Raw genomic sequence first — 17,203 nt, 5'->3', positions numbered from 1 at the left:
TCCTTGTTTTTGCACAAAAAATAGACCTATAGTTCTAAAAGGTCTAGTGCATTTTGTATTTTCAATTGTTCATTAAGGTCCTTCTTAGGAATAGAAGGAGATTTTGCTACTACTTTATTAGGTGTTTTTTGATATTTATCAAAATAGTCACTTATACATGCCGCGACTTCTTTTGCTTCCACAACTTCAATGTTGAAGTATTTTTCAGCTTCCTCACCACTTAGCCAAGTCTCAGCATCTACTAATTGCTGAATTTCTTCAATTTCAATGCCTTCTTTTAAATTTTCCTTGTATACATTCATAATTCCAGACTCAATGTTATCTAGGTCCTCTGCCATTTTTCGAAGGTCATTTGCATTCCCTACACCAACAGTCCACGGTTTATGAATCATTAAGAATGCATTAGAAGGAACAACAACGCGATCACCAGCTAAAGCAATCACAGAAGCAATTGATGCAGCTACACCATCCACATAGACAGTTTTTTGAGCTTTATTACGCTTTAGCATGTTATAAATAGCTAAACCAGCGAATACAGAACCACCACCGCTATTTACGTAGATATTTAGGTTACTTTTATCATCCAACTGTCCTAAAATGTTTTTCACATCATCAGGCATAACATCAGAATCGTCCCATTTCCATCCTGTATTATTTATGATGTCACCATAAATAAATAGGTCCGCTGACGAATCTGTTTGATTTTTAATAGTAAACACGTCTTTAATTGCCCTCACCTCCCTTCTTTGAAGAACCAGCACCAGCTCTCGCTAACTGGTAATCATCCGCAATTTCAATGGATACGTGGTTCAGATCAACACGATGTTTATCACCGTATTCTCCAATTCCATCTATATCCTCAAGCTCTAACACTTTATTGATTGAGAAAGCACCGGCATCTAACATAATCTTATAGAATTCTGCTCTCGATTTAGAGTCAGCACGTAGTAGACTTGTTAGATTAAACTTGAGATAATAACGCTTTTGTTCGTTAAATGAAAATGCTTTATAGGAGAACTCTTCTTCATACTGGATAAGAATCGGACTCAATGTATTTTGAATAAAATCAAGTGCCTGTTGCTCAATATTTGAAAAGGTAGCACGATCTAACTCATTAATCATGTGCAATGGAATATTAAAGATATTTGCAATCTCAGCTTTATCGAACTTCATCCCTTCAATAAATTGGGCATCTTTTAAAGGCATTCCAACCTTCTCAAATTCTAGTCCAGCATCCAAAATAGCTATCCTTTGAGCGTTATTTAAACCTGTATTCGCCTCTTCCCAGGCATCACGAAGCTTATCTTTAGCATCCTTATTTAATGGTTGTTGAGTTTTTAGTATTCCACTATGTGCGGCCCCATTTGTATAGAATTTCCCTTTAAACTTTTGAGCTGCCTGTGAGCTACCTATAGACTCCCTTGCGATTTGAATAGGCGGTTTCCCCTTTAAACCATCAGTTGACAGCGTAGTAAGATGAATAATATCATCATCTGGTATTTTTACAGGCGTACCATCTGGTAAGCTAGTGAAATACCATAATTTATTCGTCTTTAAGTCCACAATTGGATCCGTAACAGCTGGATTCAATGCCCATAATTCCTTTGGTCTTCCGTCTGGTCCCCAATGAATATTAATATAAGCATTTCCCCATGTGTTACGATGCGTTTCGATTAAATGTTTGAATTTAAACGGACTTTGATATGGATTAGGACGCTTTTCTAAAACAAACGATACTTGATGCATCTTATCCCGTTCTCTTCCCTTTGATGTCTTTTTGAAAACTTGAAAAGGAAGCATCGCAACACTGTTGGCAAGGATATTAATGCATCGATATACTGTTGGGACGCCTAAAGATGATTCAACTGTGACCTTCTCACCACTTGCAGCTTGATAGCCAAATAGACTTTTAAACCATGGAGATGGATTTTTTAAGTCTGTTGTATCCTGATTCCTAAATAAATGCCGAAAAATCAAAAATTTCACCTCCTTTCTATCTTCTTACCATCACCACCCCTATAATTGTGAGAATGAGCCCTAACAAATACCATCCACAAATTGCATTAATAAAAAAAGTCGTCCCTACAATAATGGACAACCCCGAAATAATAAAAATATCTTCTAAAATACTGATAAAAAACAATAAAAAACGCATGTAATTCCCCCTAGAATGAGAAATCTTGACTTAAAATATATGCATTTAAGTCCATTTCTCCAGAATTGAGCATGCATCGAACATGTGAGTTAATCACAGCTGCGATTGGATCAATTCTTTCAGTTGCTTTTGACTTGTCCAACATGATATTTTCGTTCGCATCCTGTTTTGTTATTGCATTGCTGACAGCCCAATTTAACACAGGATTGTTATTGTGGATGACTTTCTTTTGGTATACTTGTTCTCTAAAATCTTTTGTAGGACCTGATAAAGTCGCCATCCCTTGCCGTATTTCAACTACTGTATAACCTTGTTCTTCCATATCTTGCATAAACTGCGTTGCATTCCACGGATCAGCACATATTTCTTTAATTTTGAACTTATTCTCTTGTTCTATGTTTTTAATGTGCCCTTTAATAAATGCATAATCAACTACAGCACCAGGAGTTGTTGTAATCCATTTTTGTTGTACCCACAGATCATAAGGGACTTTGTCTGTTTTTCTTTTTTCAGCTAATGTATCTTCAGGCATAAAACTATGACTTAAAACAATGTATTTATCATCCTTCTTAAACTCGAACGAAATACTTGTTAAGTCAATTTTGGCTGATAAATCGACACCTACTGTACATTCCATCCCTTTTAATTCGGATAATTCAACAGTCCCATCACAAGTTTTCCATTTTTGCATGTCCATGTAGCCGTTTTCCTTCATATCAACCCATCGATTCATGTTTTTAGTAAGGAAATTACGCATTTTCTCTGGTACATCTAATGCTGATTGTAGCTCTCCTTTTAAGAAAGAACGTCCTTCTTCATAACTGCACAAAATAGGATTGGCCTTTTCCCAGACATCTGGATTTGTGATTTCATCGTCTTTATCCAATTCATTAACCATGACAAAGTATTCTTCATTTTCAATATCAATATTAGGATCAAGAATCTTAGAAACATACTGGTATTCCACACGATAGCAAGGATTATTTAAATTGAATCCTGCTGTAGTTATAATCATCATTAGTGGATTGGGACGAGCACCAGAACCCGACACAAGGACATCATATATTTCAGAAGTTGCATGAGCATGATATTCATCGATAATACCGCATTGTACATTTAGTCCATCACCAGATTTACCAGCATCTTTTGAAAGTGCGGAAATAAAGGAATCTGTCTTTAAATGTTCAATTTTTCCATAAGCAATATTGAATTTTCCCTTTAGATCGTCGCATCCATTCATTTGGGCCTTAATCTCATTCCAAACAATCTTACTTTGCTCTGTTTTTGTTGCCCCAACGTATACTTCCGACATATTTTCACCAAAAGCCATCGTTTCATAGGAACCAACACATGCCAGTGATTGAGATTTTGCGTTCTTACGTCCCACTTGCCAATAAGCCTTTTTAAATCGTCTTAACCCTGTATTTCGATGCACCCATCCATAAATATTACTGAACACAAATATTTGTATAGAATGCGGTTCAATTCTTTGTCCGGCTAACTTCCCTTTTGTGTGTTTAAAAAGAGACATCCATTTTAAAAAGCGGAGTGCTTTTTCTTCCTTAAAAACATATGGAAAACCCTCTGATCCTTCACGTTCAATATCTTTTAAAAATCGTTCACAAGCTTGTTTATGTTTTTGGCATGCAATGACTTCACCATTTAAAACATCATCACAATAATCCATCATCCATTGCCTTATCATGCTATACGTCAAACTCCTTTTCTACAGTGGTTTTCTTACCTTGTTTTATATTTGGAATTACTATTTTTGCCCTTGCACTTGGAGTAAGACCAAATTCAACTGCTAAAGCTTTCATTTGCTCATGTAATTGCTTCTTCTTTGTAAGTAGTGGATGTGGTACTTTATTGGTTTCAGCCGCCTTATTGGTATATTCCACAAGCAAGCCTTCTTCTCTGATAATCTTGGTGCATTCAACATAGTCAGAATAAGCATCACAGTAAGTTGCTAATGCATTGACATCTATGTTTGTAATTACATCCAAATCTAACAATTCACTTGCAATTCGTCTAAATTCTTTTTTAGCAACTGAATCTAACCAAGTTGGCGGCCTTACTTTATCCTTTTTTGCTTGCAACTTTTTTTCAGCTTCTAACCTTTGTTCAATTTCTTCTTTTGTCAACCGATTCGTGTTTCCTTGCAATAAATGTAGATGAATTGGCTTTGCTTTCCTTCCTATGAGAACCACATCCTTCAGCCGAACCCCCTTTTATGAAATAAAACGAACTTTTTGTGCGGAAAGCGGGGCGGCGGTCTTTCCATATTTAGCTTTTTAAATATTTAATAGGGGGGATATTTTAAAAAATAAATATTAAAAATTATTTTTTATATTTTTTCTCATCTTCTTTTGTTTTCTTATTATGGCAACTATGGCATAAAGTTTGTAAGTTGCTTGGTTCTAATCGTTTTGTCCAATCCACACGAATAGGGATGATATGGTCGACCACATCACCTATCTTAATGATGTCATTGCTTCGACATTGAACACATAGACCATGATCTCTACGATAAATAAGCTCACGCATATCTCTCCACTGTCTTGAGTTATAGAAAGAACGTGAACTTTTATTTCGTATGTGTTTGTCGTAGTATCTTACGTTTTCTTTTTCCTTCTCTAAATGTTTAGCGCAATACTTATCTCTTGTTAGCTCGTTGCAACCTAATGACTTGCAAGGCTTGAATGGTTTACTTGGCACCTTCTACCCTCTTCCTCAAACGTTTCATCTCATCCTCAATAGCAAGATTCTTTTTATTAATCCGTTCATGGCACTTTGCTATATCCGCTTGATACTTACGAATCCTATCATTCACATACGCAGCTACATGTTCGTGCTTGCAATGAGGACAAATAAAGAAACACTTCTCAATACGATTGGGAAGTTGTGCTACTTGCGGTTGCATGTCATAATCTTTATCACAATTAGAGCAATAGATTTGCATTATCTTCACTCCTTATTCTTCTAATAGATCATGAATGAATTTATTTAGAATACTTGCTCCAGCTTCTCTCATTTCTTTTGGTGCTGAATTATCAACTATCTGTTCAAGTGCTGTATTCAATTCTTCTAGTGAATGTTTATCCGTACACTTCTCAAGCCCTTCATCACCTAGCCCTTGAACAAAGGCACTAATAACAATTACCTTCTCAAGTTTAGTTAGTTCCATTTATCCTCACTCCTTATCAGTAATAGGATGATTGTACTGTATGATCTTTGTATTAACATTCTTATCAATAATTTCTACATGTTCGATATGAATGTAGGCACCAGGCTTATGATGATGACCAGCTGTCTTCCAATCAAATCTAACTCTAACCTTCCCAGTCATCTCTTTACCTTTATAAAGTACAACTGGTACAGAATTAATATCTGATTGTACGATTTGTAATAAAGGTTCTTCCTTATTGGTAAATCCATCAATATCCTTCTCCAAAGCAGCCACACATTCATTAGCAGCTTCCGTTACTTCCTTCATTTGTTTTAATGCTTCTGTCGTATCAGCATCTACTTTGATAGTTAATTTGTTATTAGCCATCATTCATCTTCCTCCTTATTCAAATGTCCATTTTGTTCAAAATAAAAAGAGCACCCGTTTCCGCGAGCGCCCTTACAGGATTACGAGATTCCTCATCAACGAAAGTTAAAGCGATTAAAGTTAATGAGGTACAAGCAGTATATGCTTATCCTTCTCAAAGGGTACAATAAAAAAAGCTCTATCCCTATTTATAGAGCTCTTTTTGAGAGTAATGGTGTGTTAATGTTGACACTATCTTATTTATGTTTGAAAGCCAAATATGTGCAAACTAAAGAAAGCACTTCCCCAGTAAGTGCTCTCTCGTAAAATTTATGGGTTAACATGTTGGAAACCATTCTGTATCATTGTATGATTACATTACATTTTGTATTCCTCCTCCATAATAAAAAGCACCTGAATGGATGCTTTTTCATTAATTATTGATTTGTACTTTAATTACGGTAAATGAAGTTTTATCCTTCTTCCAATCACCTAATGCTACTACGTTCATCTGCGTCAACATTATTAAGTAACTGGAAGAAGAGCAAAAGCTCTCCCTAATAACGGTATCATTCAATCAGTACCATCTGCTGGTTTCGGATTTCATATGCCATCATTATGAATCGTTTAGACAAATTATAAAGGAATTTTTAAATGAGTTGTGTTTTCCGCCACTTCTCACAATATAAATATAACACGATGATTCCAAAACAACCGGTACATTTACTGCCAAAAAGCGGTCACAATTCTGCCACCTATTTTAGTTCATTCATATTTTATAAAATACAAAAAGGTTTGCTGATTATTTCCTTCAACAAACCTCTTTTATTTTAAGATGCAGCTAGGCTTTGACTCGGCATTTTCCTTAATAAATTATCGATCTCGTTATATTTGTCAAAGACTACTTTCATCTTTTTATTAATTTTTATTTCCTGTTTAATTAACTCTTTATCATTATTAAAAGTATATATATCAGTAACACTTGTATCAAATGCAGTTACAAATTTAATTTTAAGTATAGTTAGGTTTTCCCTAGTAACAATTTCTACTTCTTTATCTTCCATCACTGCATCTGCAATAAGCTCATGTATCGTTGGTCCTTTATACATTATTAATTTTGCTACTCGCTCAATAATTCTTTTCATATTACTCCAACCCTTCTATTTTTTCTTTTAATCTGCCCAAAAGAGTAGGTATTATGGTTTCAGCTAGTTCAAAATCATATGTCTCCCATTCATCAATCCCCCGCTTTAATTGCCGCTTTAAATTGGAATGGATGTACTTTATGCAATAACCACTGTTTGAACCCACATTTTTCAGAAATGAATTTGTAGTACTACTAGGTAATTCTGTACCATCATCATTTAATCCTGTTTCATTTAATAATATCTCAACACCGTCAACTACTCGTTGTATATGGGCATCATGTAACTCTTCACGAAGTAAATCTTCTCTTAATTTTTGTCGTTTTTTAGTAACGCTTTCTTCTAACTCATGCTTTCTTTGTGCAATAAATTCATCAATATATTCTTGTGGAATATTTGCTTTTTCCATTTTTGCAATGTTCTCTTGCATATCTTTTTTATAAGCATCTATACTCGCTTGTATCTCATCCTTATACTGTCTACCGATTCCATCCGTTAGAAATTCTTTTGTAGTTTGTATTAATTGACCTTCAGCCTTAACTTCCCCTATATCAAGATTTCTTTCAATCGGTTCATCATTACTATATACAAGTTCAATTCTTTTTCTTCTCTCAGCTTTATCTTTTTGGCCAGTATAATAATCCCATAAATCATCAAGATCTAATTCTTTATGATAAACAACATGAGCTACATTATCAATAGCATCAATTGGATTATCTTCTTGTATTTTCCTCAAAGCTCTACCAATAAATTGAGCATAAGGTGCCAGTGAACGGAAAGGTCTAAATATTGCAGCCACACTAATATTAGGATGATCAAATCCTTCTCCTAGCATATTTACATTTACCAATACGTCTATTTGTCCCTTTTTATACTCAATAATTGCCTTTTCAGAATCCTCTTGACGATCACTTGTTACAAAATCTGCAGTTAGACCAGCGTCCTCATATAATTTTTTTATTTTCCTCGCATGATCAATACTACATGCTACAGCAATAATTTGATGGTGTGCACTTCCATGGCTTCTTTTCTCATTAAGTCTTTTGATACTCATATCTACAATCGTCCTACTACACTCATGAGAGTATGCTACTGATCTAGTAACCCAATTTGAATCCATCTGCTCAAGTGCTTCTTCTTTAGAAACAATTTCTCCATCCACTACAAACTCTAACTTTTGATTAGTATAGTCTTCTGCAACAACATTTTTCACATACTCATCTTTTATTGCATCTGCAAGAGAGAATTCATATATAACCTCTCCATCTAACTCTTTATTATCTGCCCTAAAAGGTGTTGCCGTTAGTTTGATTATCTTATTGGCATTAAAATGCCCCAAAGTTTTTTGCCATGAATCTGCTGCAGAATGATGCGCTTCATCTATAATAATCATATCAAAAAAATCAGATGGTAATATATCCACCAAAGTCTTTTTTGACATTGTACTATATACCTTATGAATATTTGCAATTATTATATTGGACTCATTTAATAAGTTAAGAATTCTTTTTTTATCTGTAGTTTTCTTGTATCCTGCATATCTATAAACTTTCGGTAAATGATTATCATCCAAAATAACATTTCTCTTTGTCCAAAAATTAAATTGACTTCTAGTATCAAAGTCGTCCGAGATACCTTCTCTAATAATTAAACTTGGTGTGATAACAAGTACTCTACCTTTGCTTAGTGTGTATGGAGCAAGACCAATCACACCCGTTTTTCCTGTTCCAGTAGGTAATACAATCATTTTATGTACTTCTGGATTTTTTTCAAATTCTTGCTTTAATTTCATATGTGCTCTTCTTTGCGGTGGTCTCAGAGCCGTATTCCCTTCAATAAATGCTTCGGTATCTAAAAAATATTGATCAATTTGCAAAAAAAAGCGCCTCCCCTTTATTTATGAAAATCTGAATATCAATAAATTGTAAATTTCTCCTCCTTTACTCTACTAAAAATACCCAATAATTACTAGTACAAGTTACCCATATCTTCTATTTTGTGTAACTGTCCCAATCGCTGAACCTCTTGATATCAGTGATTTTGTAACATTTTATATTTTTGGTTACACAACTGCTACAATTTGGTTAAGTGTATCGATTATTACATTGTAAAGTTTTCAAAATAAAAAGCACAAATCTATTTTTATTAGAATTTGTGCTTTTTATTTATCATTTATAATATTTAATCTACAAGTTTTCTATTGCTATTAGAATACTCTAACTTTCCATCCATACTCTCCACCTCTTGTATCTGAAGGAGAAAAGATTTTAACTTTATATTTTCCATATCCATGAGAATTTAAATTTACATTTAATTTGTAGTTAACAGCTCCAGAAGCATACACCTTAGAAGGATAAAGTGTTTTTCCATTCGGTGTATATACTTTGAATTGCAAATCGGTATTTAAAACTGTATTATCTAACCAAAAATTAACTTCATCTCCCATGCTACTTTTAATATTGTACGTTATATCTTGACTTGTCCCATCATTCGGGAAAGAAAATTCTCCTTCATCAAGAATAACTGCACCAGCAAGAGTTTGTATATCAGAAATAGGTTTCTCCAATTCTGCGGCACTTACATTTGTTGATGTAAACATACCTAAACCACCTAATCCAATTGTAGCAGCTAGTGCGATTCCTACAAATTTTTTCATCTTTTTCATTTGAAAATCCCTCCACATTTGCTTTTTGTAAGGTTTATTTCCCTTTACACTTCACAGTTTAGAGATGGTTGATAAAAGAGTAAATATAGAAAAAATAACAAAATATTACATCTTTCTCAAATTAAGTATATTTATTGATTGAATGTAATTACGAAAATTCCAAATACAGAGATATCAATACAAAAAGAAATAATTTATGCAATAAAGGTATAAAAATTTATTGTCTTAATATTCCGCACTAATTTGAAAAAATATTCCAATTGATTTAATGTTCTTATATTTTAAACTTACGCATCGCTTTATCCATTACATCTTGGTTTACACCTATATATCGTAACGTCACCCGTTCGCTTGAATGATTAAATATTTCCATTAGCAAAGCTATATTCTTCGTCTGCATGTACATATGATACCCGAATGTTTTACGTAGTGTATGTGTTCCAATCTCGTCTAGACCAAACTCGGCTGCTGTACTGCTAAGTATCTTATATGCCATACTTCTTCCGATTGGTCTATTCTTCCCTTGCCTACTCTTGATTAGATACTCATGGTCTTCCATATCTTCAATGTACCATTTTAACTCTCTTCTTAATGCTGCTGTAATTTGTATGCGTTTCTGCTTACCTGTTTTCATTTCACGCATTGAGATATGACTACTTTTTAGATCCCCAACCTTTAGTTTCAAAATATCACTTATACGTAACCCTGTATTAATTCCCATTACAAACAAAATATAATTACGTTCATTCTTTTCTTTTAAATATTCCTTTATCTGTTGTATTTGCTCTGGATCGCGTATTGGCTGAACAAAATTCATTATTCATTACCTCCAGCTTCGTCTTTCTCGTAAACTTCTAATCTTAGAGCAAAGGCGAGCTTATAAAATGCTCTTGCTTTAACACGGCGATATGTACGTTCACTCATTCCCATTTCGTTATAGACCATATAGTCACATACATCTTCATCTTCTAAATAACGTTTAATGATGATGTCCCTTTGATTCCTTCCGGCAATGCCATTTCCAAAACGATTTAACGCTTGGCCGATTCGAAAGGACATCTTCTCCAGCCACTCTTCACGCTCACTTTGTTGAACATTAACTATTGCTACATCTTCTAATGGCTTTCCAACTGCATGTGTAGGACCATGCTCTCGAACTTCATAAGAAGGAGTGACTTTCATTTCTTTACGAATCATTCCAAACTGTCTATATATACGTACACTTTCAAGAACACCTTCCAACTTTTCCTGTGTAGCTGCTCTATCGATTTTTGGTAAGAAAGATAATTGTTTAGTCATGTAAGACCACTCCTTTTTATTTTTTAATTACTTTTGTCTTAATGCACCACGTCTACGCTCATATCGTGGTCCACGGATTCCCATTAAATCCTCTATATCCCTTGTACTCAATTTCTCATTTCGTTTCTTCTTCTTTTTCTTTTTTGCTTGATTCGCTTGCTTTTTCCATTCACGTAACTGATCTCTTAGCGCCTTCATTTACCTCCATGTCCTTTTTCAAAATAAAAAGGACACCTATTCTTAAAACAGCTTTATTGCTGCTCTAATGAATTGGTATCCTCTAGTTTTCTAGTCGGACTATATTCTGTTTTCATTCACTTTAAAATGCCAGCTTGTACAAAAATGTTTCTCCAAGCATTCTCAAATTTATATTTATCAACAGCTTTTGCACGACGAGCAATAGCTTTCTTTATTTTTCTTTTCTTTAAACTTGTCATTTCTCCTAACCTCACTTTCTATTCAAAGGATTATTTTGTTAGATTTTCTCACAAGCTTCATGTTAAAATTTTCAGATCCAAATGCACACCTAGACTCATAAAACATATGCTAATTTAAATACTTTCTAGGAAAGTAGGTGAGACGTATGCCCTCAATTGTAGCTAACCTAGTTGTACAAAATAGTAATGGTTCTTTCAACTTAGGTGATCTTTATAATGTTTCTCCAAAAGAGAATACAAAATCTTATAATGGTGCAGGAGCAACAAATGAAGCTTTTATTGCCAATATCTTTAACGGTATTAGTGCAACAAACACATTCGATGGTAATGTTGCAGACCAAAACCAATTTGGAACAGCTTAACTCTTCCCTCTTCACCCCTTGAATAAATCTCAATATTCCATCAATACTGTAGATAACCCATATATGTAATATTTCTCCGATTCCCTAAGGGCCGAGCAGTTAGCTTTTGCTAGCTGCTCTTTTAGCTTTATAATCGCGTTCGTATTCTGCATTAGATTCTTTTATTTTTGCACTTATGTTTTCCAACTCAGCTATTAATGTATCTAATTCATTTACATCTAAACTGGACATTTTCATTTTCTCAATCTTGAGGGCGTAATAACTTTTATTGGACCAATTACCAATGACTTGCCCTTCAATCATGCTGCCATTTACTTTAAATTCTTTAATAAACATTGTTTCACCAACCTTTTCTACAAAATGAAATTTTTATTTAAAGCTCTCTAATTTATTTCTCAACACTCGCCTAATGGAATTTAAATCCCATTTATGGTAATATACAGGTAATTCCCTTATGAAGTCTCCGTTACCTTGTTAAAAGGGCCTGTCCTCAGATAGCAGGTCCTTTTTAATTTGTTTTTTACTAAAATAGCGTTTTTGTTTGGTTTTCTTTCATTTACGAATAATATTTTCAGCCCTGTTCATACTATTTTTGTAACTCTTAGTTACAAACTATTGCTGTAAGCGCCGCGTTTCTTTTGTACAACGAGCAGTTAGCTTTTGCTAGCTGCTTTGTTGTATAGACTTTCATTGTAAGGGGATACTACCTTTGTAGAGCCTGATTAATTGCCATCTGAGAAGCTCTTCTGGCTTTACCCTGCACTTCTGTTTAGGAGAATAGCTACAAAAGCTGTTCTCCTTTATTTAATAAAATATTTATTTCTCAACATCCAACATGTGGAGTTTTAATCCTATTTCTGGTAAAATACTAGTAAACCAATATTATTACCCCATTTCATAGGACCTGTATCGTACATCAGGTCCTATTTAATTTGTTTGCTACTAAAATAACGATTTTGTTTTAAAACTACACACACCGAAAAAATACGCATACAATATTGTGTATTCTTTTTCAGTGTAAGTTTGGGTAAAAGAGCGCCTTGGAAAGCGCTCTTTAATTTTTACTGTATATTTTTTATACATAATTCATATACCTTAAATAACCTGTTATGTCTTCAACTAATATTTTAGTGACATTCCACTTTTTCAAGCTAACAAGCCATCCGGTTGTTGGCTTTTTTTCTATCCAAATAAGGATTTTGTACTATTTCACACCTTTTCCAAAACATTTAGAGCAAGTAATTTTTATACCTGTTTCGCGTAACCCGAAGCCGAATCTGTCTTCTCTTATTTCATAATCTTTACTGAATACAAATCCTTTTCCACTACAAGCCTTGCACTTCCGAGCTTTCATTACTTATCTCTCCTTTTTAAGAATATTTTCAGGATCAATTTCATAGTTCTCGCAGAGGTCAACTAATTCGATTGCCACATAATTATCAAACAATCTAATTTCCATTCCGCCCTCGCTAAACCAATTGCACCCTACTATTTTTGTAAAATCCTCTAAATCGTGGAAGTAAACCCATATATAAAGTTCATTGCCTCTCCAGTCCATTTCCTTACCTTCGCAAAATTTATATAAATCTAGTTCAGTCATTTCCATTCCCCTTTCGCTAAAATAACTATTTTGTTATAAATTAATAGATATTGTTTTTATATTTCTCTACTGCCTTGATAACCTTATTTGCAACCTCTGTATCTGGATAAAACTTCATATCTTTATACTGTCTCGGATTCGGATTATCCATCTCATCAGATTGGCAGCCCTCTCGGTTCAAATGATGCTGAAAACGTACTTCAGAACACCACTTCAATCCGCCCCATGATACCCACTTATTATCTGATACGGTTACTCCTTTCACGGAATTCAGTTCTCCATCTCGTTTTAATAACCATAAGTATTCATCCAGTTGTTCTTCCCAAGTTTTATATGAATTACCAAACAGCATTACATGATCTTCATTAAATTGAACTCGTACAATTTTATCCTTTTGTTTTCTAGCCATTTTTCATTCCCCTTTTTCTACAAAATTCAAATTTGGTCTTACTTTACGCCTGTACTGCCAAACCCACCTGCTCCGCGCTCACTTTCACTCAACTCATCTGTTTCTACAAAGCATGCTGTTTCTACTGGCGCTATAATGCCTTGCGCTATGCGTTCTCCTTTTCTTATATAGTAGGATCCTTTGGGCAACTGGTCACAAAACTGTACACCTTCACCATTAATATCATGAAGTAAATTACAATTTAGTTGGTATAACTCATCTTCACCTTGAGGGATGTATAGTATTGGTGCTTTGAGATTTTTCATAATAACTCCTACTTCTCCTCTAAAACCGCTATCTATCGTTCCAAGCGCTACATGAAGCGTTGTTTTTCGTGATATACCACTTCGAGGACGTACCGTCATTTCGTAACCTGGTGGAATTTCAAAAGCTAGGCCTGTAGGAATAACCTTTGTTTCCCCTGGTTCAATAACTACATTCTCAACTGCCACAAGATCAAAACCAGCATCAAATTCTCTTGCATACTTTGGAAGCTCCGCTGCTTCGTTCACTTTCTTAACCTTTACTCTTAATCTCATTCTGCTGCTCCTTCCATCGTTTCACCATTATTTGTAAACGTTCGCTCTCTTCTTTATGGTGCTTGTATTGTGACTTTGCTATGAGTAGCTGTGATTCAAGTTGTTGTACCTTGCTAAAGAGTTTATTTGCTTGCTCTTGTTCGTGCCGCGCTGCTTCCTCGTACAAATAAACGTGTCTCGCTTCCATACCGTCACCCCTTTATTTTTGTTTTGTTTCAGCTAATAACTTAGTGATTTCGTAAGTACCGTTTTCAACTGGTTTCATTTCTTTCTCCCCCTCTTTCTTATCGCTCTCAATCATTTCATCACGTACTTCCTGCAAAAACTCTATATACTGGCCTAGTTCTTTCTGATCCATTGTCGAAATATCATCTCCGCTCACACATTCGGTAATATCAACTAAGCACAATGGTTCCATATCTTCTCCGCGCGAAATCATGTTTGATTTCGTTACCGCAATTGCCCCGAATCCATATTCGAATGTTTTATTCATTTCCATTCACCCCATCTATACAGCAATTACGCTGCCCTTTTTTCTGTTTCTATTAAACTTGTAAGCATATTTTCCAAACCAAACTGATCTAATATTAATGTTGCTAATTCAATTTGATGTCTACCCAACTTGTTTGCTATATCTTCAACATTGAATCGTTTCCTCCACAAATCCTTAAAACGTTCTATATCTTTCTCACTCCAGATAAAATTCACTTCCTCTAAGGCAATATAGACATATGGAGGCAATTCATACTTTTGTTTATTTCGAATACTTTGAATACCAATTTCACCTAATCCCATAGCACGTTTATGAATTTTATATTTATCCATTTGATCTAAAATAAGTACAGCCACTTCAATTTGCTTTCTTTTAAGCTTTTTTGTAATATCTGAAAGACTAAAGTTACTATTCCATAACTCTCGAAAACGAATTACCTCTCTTTGATCCCAAAGAAAATTTACTTCTTCTAAAGCTACATGAATTTTTAAAGATTCCATCTTCATATCTCCTTTAGAAAGATGATTAATTTATCTTTTCATTAGATGTGGTTTTCACTCGATCAACTTTTCCATTTACCCAAACAGCAACTTGTTCTCCATATCCACTTGCTGGTGGATTAACTGGAAAGACTTGTCCATCTTTCACCACGTAGATCTTATTATTGGTAACATCGATTTCTTTTTTCATATATACAACTCCCATTTTCATTTCATATACTCAACAACATCTGGTTTAAACCCACTTCCTAAATACACTCTTACTGGAATAGCTTCTTTATGATCTCTTGCTGCCTTACAAAGTTCTTCTGCTACTTCCCATTCGAATAGCTTGTCCAGTGCACGCTGATAACGCCAAATACCAATTGCATGTTCTTCAAATTCTTCATAACGATCATCAGCTTTTGTTGTTCGCGGTAACTCATCTGTACTTTTTGCGTTTCGAGGAATCAGCACGCGTACATCAGCATATGTAATCTTTCCAGTTCCCCGTTTTACGTTCGCTTTACTGACATCAAACTGCATAATTTCCGGCTCCACATCAAAAATGTTTAACTGCTTCACCATTTACCCCTACGCTCCCTTATGAAACTAGTAATCTTAAACTGCATAAACACCTTTTCTTGTATCCTTAATAATCTGGCCATCTTGATCAAAATATGCAACCTCAAATCTTGGATCGCAATTGTATGCTTCTGTATCTCCATCAAATAAAACAAGCAAGTTATTTTTACAGTTACCTATGATTTTTCCCTTTCGTCCTAAAACTTGAACATCCATACCAATATAGGCAAAAGGTATTCTCCGTTTTTTACACATTCGTTGAAACTGTGCTTCCTTTTTCAATAACTGTGCAAAATTGACCAGCCCCAAATTCTCACACTTCACATGCTTAATAAAGTCATCAAACTCCATTCCGTAAAAACCATATTTAAAAGTGCGGTAATATCTACGCTTTGCGTCCATCTCATCAAAAGCAATAATTTCTTGCGTACACTTCCAATGCTCATCATCGATTTGTAATTTGAATTTAAATTGTAGATCCATTTACTACTTCACCTCTTTTTTCTTCACTTTGAAGAATGGCTTCTAATAATATTTTTGCCCCATCTGGACTGAGTGCGATTTGTCCATCTAATAGCTCTATATTTTCATCTGAAAGCTCACCCGTTACCAGGCAAGCTTTCTCATGTTTTTTTATAAAAATACTTTCACCATACACATTGATTTCTAAAGATGTCCCTTCAAAAATCCCTAATGTTCTACGCATTTCAATTGGAATAACCACACGACCAAGCTCGTCTACTTTTCTTACAATCCCAGTATTTTTCATTGATTTATTCCCCTTTATTTTTTTTATATTTTTGCAATACTTCATCTAAACGCCTACGTTCTTCATCAGTATTTGTAGTCTGATTTTGCTGTGGTATTGGATCAGGTTCTTCCTGTTGATGTAGCCATTCCGGTACGACTTCTTTTCGTGTTGCGTAACCAGTTCCAGTTCGTTTTTTATTTTTTTGTTGTCTACGGAATTCTTCTTGGGCTGCTTCTACATCTGCAACTGTTTTGAAGTTGTTGCTATGCCAATCCTTTAAAATTCCTTTTGTATACGACCAACTACGTTTATTATTTTCTAGTGTTATTTGCATTGCTTTTACCACTAATTCTTGAGTTAAATCATCCACCCATTGATTGATTTCTTCTCCCATGTATGAAGAAATGACACCAAAATTTCTCATGTAAAAATCAATTGCGAGATTTTCTGCTACTGGAGATTCTTCTTTTTCTTCTTCTTCCCCATGGTCTTTAGATAGACTTTGTATACCATTTAGATATGGTATTGTTGATGTATCGATACGGTATCCTAACTCATTACATTGACTAATAAATTCTGCTACATAGGCTATATGTTTAGTATCTTTCAGTTCTTTAACGATACAGCTTTTTACTTTAGGACTGTTTATTTTGTTATGCTTTAGCCAATTAACAACAAAAATTTCTTTTGTTTCATCGTTATATTTGATT

The 17,203-nt window shown here is 34.4% G+C and carries 30 protein-coding genes; 1 reads left to right on the top strand and 29 read right to left on the bottom strand.

The window, feature by feature from the left end; all coding sequences use genetic code 11:
- Window positions 1-26: 26 nt before the first annotated feature.
- The 16 genes from V7183_RS15195 to V7183_RS15120 form a co-directional block, all read right to left on the bottom strand.
- Window positions 27-737: a head maturation protease, ClpP-related gene (locus V7183_RS15195; RefSeq protein ID WP_335360054.1), complete on the bottom strand. Its 711-nt coding sequence runs from the start codon at window positions 735-737 to the stop codon at window positions 27-29.
- Window positions 724-1,977 (bottom strand): phage portal protein, encoded by a 1,254-nt coding sequence (locus tag V7183_RS15190; RefSeq protein ID WP_335360053.1) that lies wholly within the window; start codon window positions 1,975-1,977, stop codon window positions 724-726. The genes V7183_RS15195 and V7183_RS15190 overlap by 14 nt, the downstream gene beginning before the upstream one ends.
- A 16-nt stretch (window positions 1,978-1,993) precedes the next feature.
- Window positions 1,994-2,155 carry a hypothetical protein gene (locus V7183_RS15185; protein ID WP_335360052.1) on the bottom strand — a complete coding sequence of 54 codons (162 nt, stop codon included), beginning with the start codon at window positions 2,153-2,155 and terminating at the stop codon, window positions 1,994-1,996.
- 10 nt (window positions 2,156-2,165) lie between these two features.
- The gene (locus V7183_RS15180; RefSeq protein WP_335360051.1) at window positions 2,166-3,860 is read right to left on the bottom strand and encodes a terminase large subunit; all 1,695 of its coding nucleotides are present in this window, start codon (window positions 3,858-3,860) and stop codon (window positions 2,166-2,168) included.
- A 1-nt stretch (window position 3,861) separates the two neighbouring features.
- Window positions 3,862-4,365, bottom strand: coding sequence for a phage terminase small subunit P27 family (locus tag V7183_RS15175; protein ID WP_335360050.1), 504 nt, complete (start codon window positions 4,363-4,365; stop codon window positions 3,862-3,864).
- A 130-nt stretch (window positions 4,366-4,495) separates the two neighbouring features.
- Entirely contained in the window at window positions 4,496-4,873 is a 378-nt protein-coding gene (locus V7183_RS15170) for an HNH endonuclease (protein ID WP_335360049.1), read from the bottom strand.
- Window positions 4,863-5,117, bottom strand: coding sequence for a hypothetical protein (locus tag V7183_RS15165; RefSeq protein ID WP_335360048.1), 255 nt, complete (start codon window positions 5,115-5,117; stop codon window positions 4,863-4,865). The genes V7183_RS15170 and V7183_RS15165 overlap by 11 nt, the downstream gene beginning before the upstream one ends.
- Window positions 5,118-5,129: 12 nt before the next feature.
- Window positions 5,130-5,342, bottom strand: coding sequence for a hypothetical protein (locus V7183_RS15160; protein WP_335360047.1), 213 nt, complete (start codon window positions 5,340-5,342; stop codon window positions 5,130-5,132).
- A gap of 6 nt (window positions 5,343-5,348) precedes the next feature.
- Window positions 5,349-5,714 carry a hypothetical protein gene (locus V7183_RS15155; protein ID WP_335360065.1) on the bottom strand — a complete coding sequence of 122 codons (366 nt, stop codon included), beginning with the start codon at window positions 5,712-5,714 and terminating at the stop codon, window positions 5,349-5,351.
- An 806-nt stretch (window positions 5,715-6,520) separates the two neighbouring features.
- Window positions 6,521-6,835, bottom strand: coding sequence for a hypothetical protein (locus V7183_RS15150; RefSeq protein ID WP_335360046.1), 315 nt, complete (start codon window positions 6,833-6,835; stop codon window positions 6,521-6,523).
- Window position 6,836: 1 nt separating this feature from the next.
- Window positions 6,837-8,711 carry a DEAD/DEAH box helicase gene (locus V7183_RS15145; RefSeq protein ID WP_335360045.1) on the bottom strand — a complete coding sequence of 625 codons (1,875 nt, stop codon included), beginning with the start codon at window positions 8,709-8,711 and terminating at the stop codon, window positions 6,837-6,839.
- A 330-nt stretch (window positions 8,712-9,041) separates the two neighbouring features.
- On the bottom strand, window positions 9,042-9,500 hold the full coding sequence (locus tag V7183_RS25980) for a hypothetical protein (RefSeq protein WP_438825173.1): 459 nt from the start codon (window positions 9,498-9,500) through the stop codon (window positions 9,042-9,044).
- Window positions 9,501-9,774: 274 nt separating this feature from the next.
- Complete coding sequence (locus V7183_RS15135; protein WP_335360044.1) at window positions 9,775-10,317, bottom strand: site-specific integrase; 543 nt, start codon at window positions 10,315-10,317, stop codon at window positions 9,775-9,777.
- Window positions 10,317-10,799, bottom strand: coding sequence for an ArpU family phage packaging/lysis transcriptional regulator (locus V7183_RS15130; RefSeq protein ID WP_335360043.1), 483 nt, complete (start codon window positions 10,797-10,799; stop codon window positions 10,317-10,319). Before V7183_RS15130 ends, V7183_RS15135 begins: the two co-directional genes overlap by 1 nt.
- Before the next feature lie 27 nt (window positions 10,800-10,826).
- On the bottom strand, window positions 10,827-10,997 hold the full coding sequence (locus V7183_RS15125; protein ID WP_335360042.1) for a hypothetical protein: 171 nt from the start codon (window positions 10,995-10,997) through the stop codon (window positions 10,827-10,829).
- A gap of 116 nt (window positions 10,998-11,113) precedes the next feature.
- A complete protein-coding gene (locus V7183_RS15120; protein WP_335360041.1) occupies window positions 11,114-11,236 on the bottom strand; it encodes a DUF3983 domain-containing protein in 123 nt (40 codons plus the stop codon).
- 146 nt (window positions 11,237-11,382) lie between these two features.
- On the opposite strand from V7183_RS15120, the gene V7183_RS15115 reads away from it, so the two are divergent.
- Window positions 11,383-11,598 carry a spore germination protein gene (locus tag V7183_RS15115; RefSeq protein WP_335360040.1) on the top strand — a complete coding sequence of 72 codons (216 nt, stop codon included), beginning with the start codon at window positions 11,383-11,385 and terminating at the stop codon, window positions 11,596-11,598.
- 99 nt (window positions 11,599-11,697) lie between these two features.
- Here the strand turns inward: V7183_RS15115 and V7183_RS15110 are convergent, their stop codons facing one another.
- From V7183_RS15110 to V7183_RS15050, 13 genes are all read right to left on the bottom strand, one after another.
- Window positions 11,698-11,934 (bottom strand): hypothetical protein, encoded by a 237-nt coding sequence (locus tag V7183_RS15110; protein ID WP_335360039.1) that lies wholly within the window; start codon window positions 11,932-11,934, stop codon window positions 11,698-11,700.
- Between the two features lie 868 nt (window positions 11,935-12,802).
- The gene (locus V7183_RS15105; protein WP_016125860.1) at window positions 12,803-12,952 is read right to left on the bottom strand and encodes a hypothetical protein; all 150 of its coding nucleotides are present in this window, start codon (window positions 12,950-12,952) and stop codon (window positions 12,803-12,805) included.
- Window positions 12,953-12,955: 3 nt separating this feature from the next.
- Complete coding sequence (locus V7183_RS15100; RefSeq protein ID WP_335360038.1) at window positions 12,956-13,198, bottom strand: hypothetical protein; 243 nt, start codon at window positions 13,196-13,198, stop codon at window positions 12,956-12,958.
- Window positions 13,199-13,238: 40 nt separating this feature from the next.
- Window positions 13,239-13,607 (bottom strand): spore protein H, encoded by a 369-nt coding sequence (locus tag V7183_RS15095; RefSeq protein ID WP_335360037.1) that lies wholly within the window; start codon window positions 13,605-13,607, stop codon window positions 13,239-13,241.
- 38 nt (window positions 13,608-13,645) lie between these two features.
- Complete coding sequence (locus V7183_RS15090) at window positions 13,646-14,185, bottom strand: dUTP diphosphatase (protein WP_097963129.1); 540 nt, start codon at window positions 14,183-14,185, stop codon at window positions 13,646-13,648.
- On the bottom strand, window positions 14,163-14,372 hold the full coding sequence (locus V7183_RS15085) for a hypothetical protein (RefSeq protein WP_335360036.1): 210 nt from the start codon (window positions 14,370-14,372) through the stop codon (window positions 14,163-14,165). Before V7183_RS15085 ends, V7183_RS15090 begins: the two co-directional genes overlap by 23 nt.
- Window positions 14,373-14,384: 12 nt before the next feature.
- On the bottom strand, window positions 14,385-14,678 hold the full coding sequence (locus tag V7183_RS15080; protein ID WP_335360035.1) for a hypothetical protein: 294 nt from the start codon (window positions 14,676-14,678) through the stop codon (window positions 14,385-14,387).
- A 26-nt stretch (window positions 14,679-14,704) separates the two neighbouring features.
- Window positions 14,705-15,178: a sugar ABC transporter substrate-binding protein gene (locus tag V7183_RS15075; protein WP_335360034.1), complete on the bottom strand. Its 474-nt coding sequence runs from the start codon at window positions 15,176-15,178 to the stop codon at window positions 14,705-14,707.
- Window positions 15,179-15,203: 25 nt separating this feature from the next.
- A complete protein-coding gene (locus V7183_RS15070; protein ID WP_335360033.1) occupies window positions 15,204-15,368 on the bottom strand; it encodes a DUF3954 domain-containing protein in 165 nt (54 codons plus the stop codon).
- 17 nt (window positions 15,369-15,385) lie between these two features.
- A complete protein-coding gene (locus tag V7183_RS15065) occupies window positions 15,386-15,745 on the bottom strand; it encodes a cell division protein SepF (protein WP_335360032.1) in 360 nt (119 codons plus the stop codon).
- Between the two features lie 33 nt (window positions 15,746-15,778).
- Window positions 15,779-16,225, bottom strand: a complete 447-nt coding sequence (locus V7183_RS15060) for an MFS transporter (protein WP_097963139.1) — start codon at window positions 16,223-16,225, stop codon at window positions 15,779-15,781.
- Window positions 16,209-16,511, bottom strand: coding sequence for an AbrB/MazE/SpoVT family DNA-binding domain-containing protein (locus V7183_RS15055; protein ID WP_335360031.1), 303 nt, complete (start codon window positions 16,509-16,511; stop codon window positions 16,209-16,211). Before V7183_RS15055 ends, V7183_RS15060 begins: the two co-directional genes overlap by 17 nt.
- 4 nt (window positions 16,512-16,515) lie before the next feature.
- On the bottom strand, window positions 16,516-17,203 hold a 688-nt coding region (locus tag V7183_RS15050; protein ID WP_335360030.1), incomplete at its 5' end, for a DnaD domain-containing protein.

The organism is Bacillus sp. JJ1127, assembly GCF_036965845.1.
Lineage (GTDB): Bacteria > Bacillota > Bacilli > Bacillales > Bacillaceae_G > Bacillus_A.
Note: the sequence above shows the minus strand (reverse complement) of the source record. Positions and strands in the feature narration are given on the sequence as shown.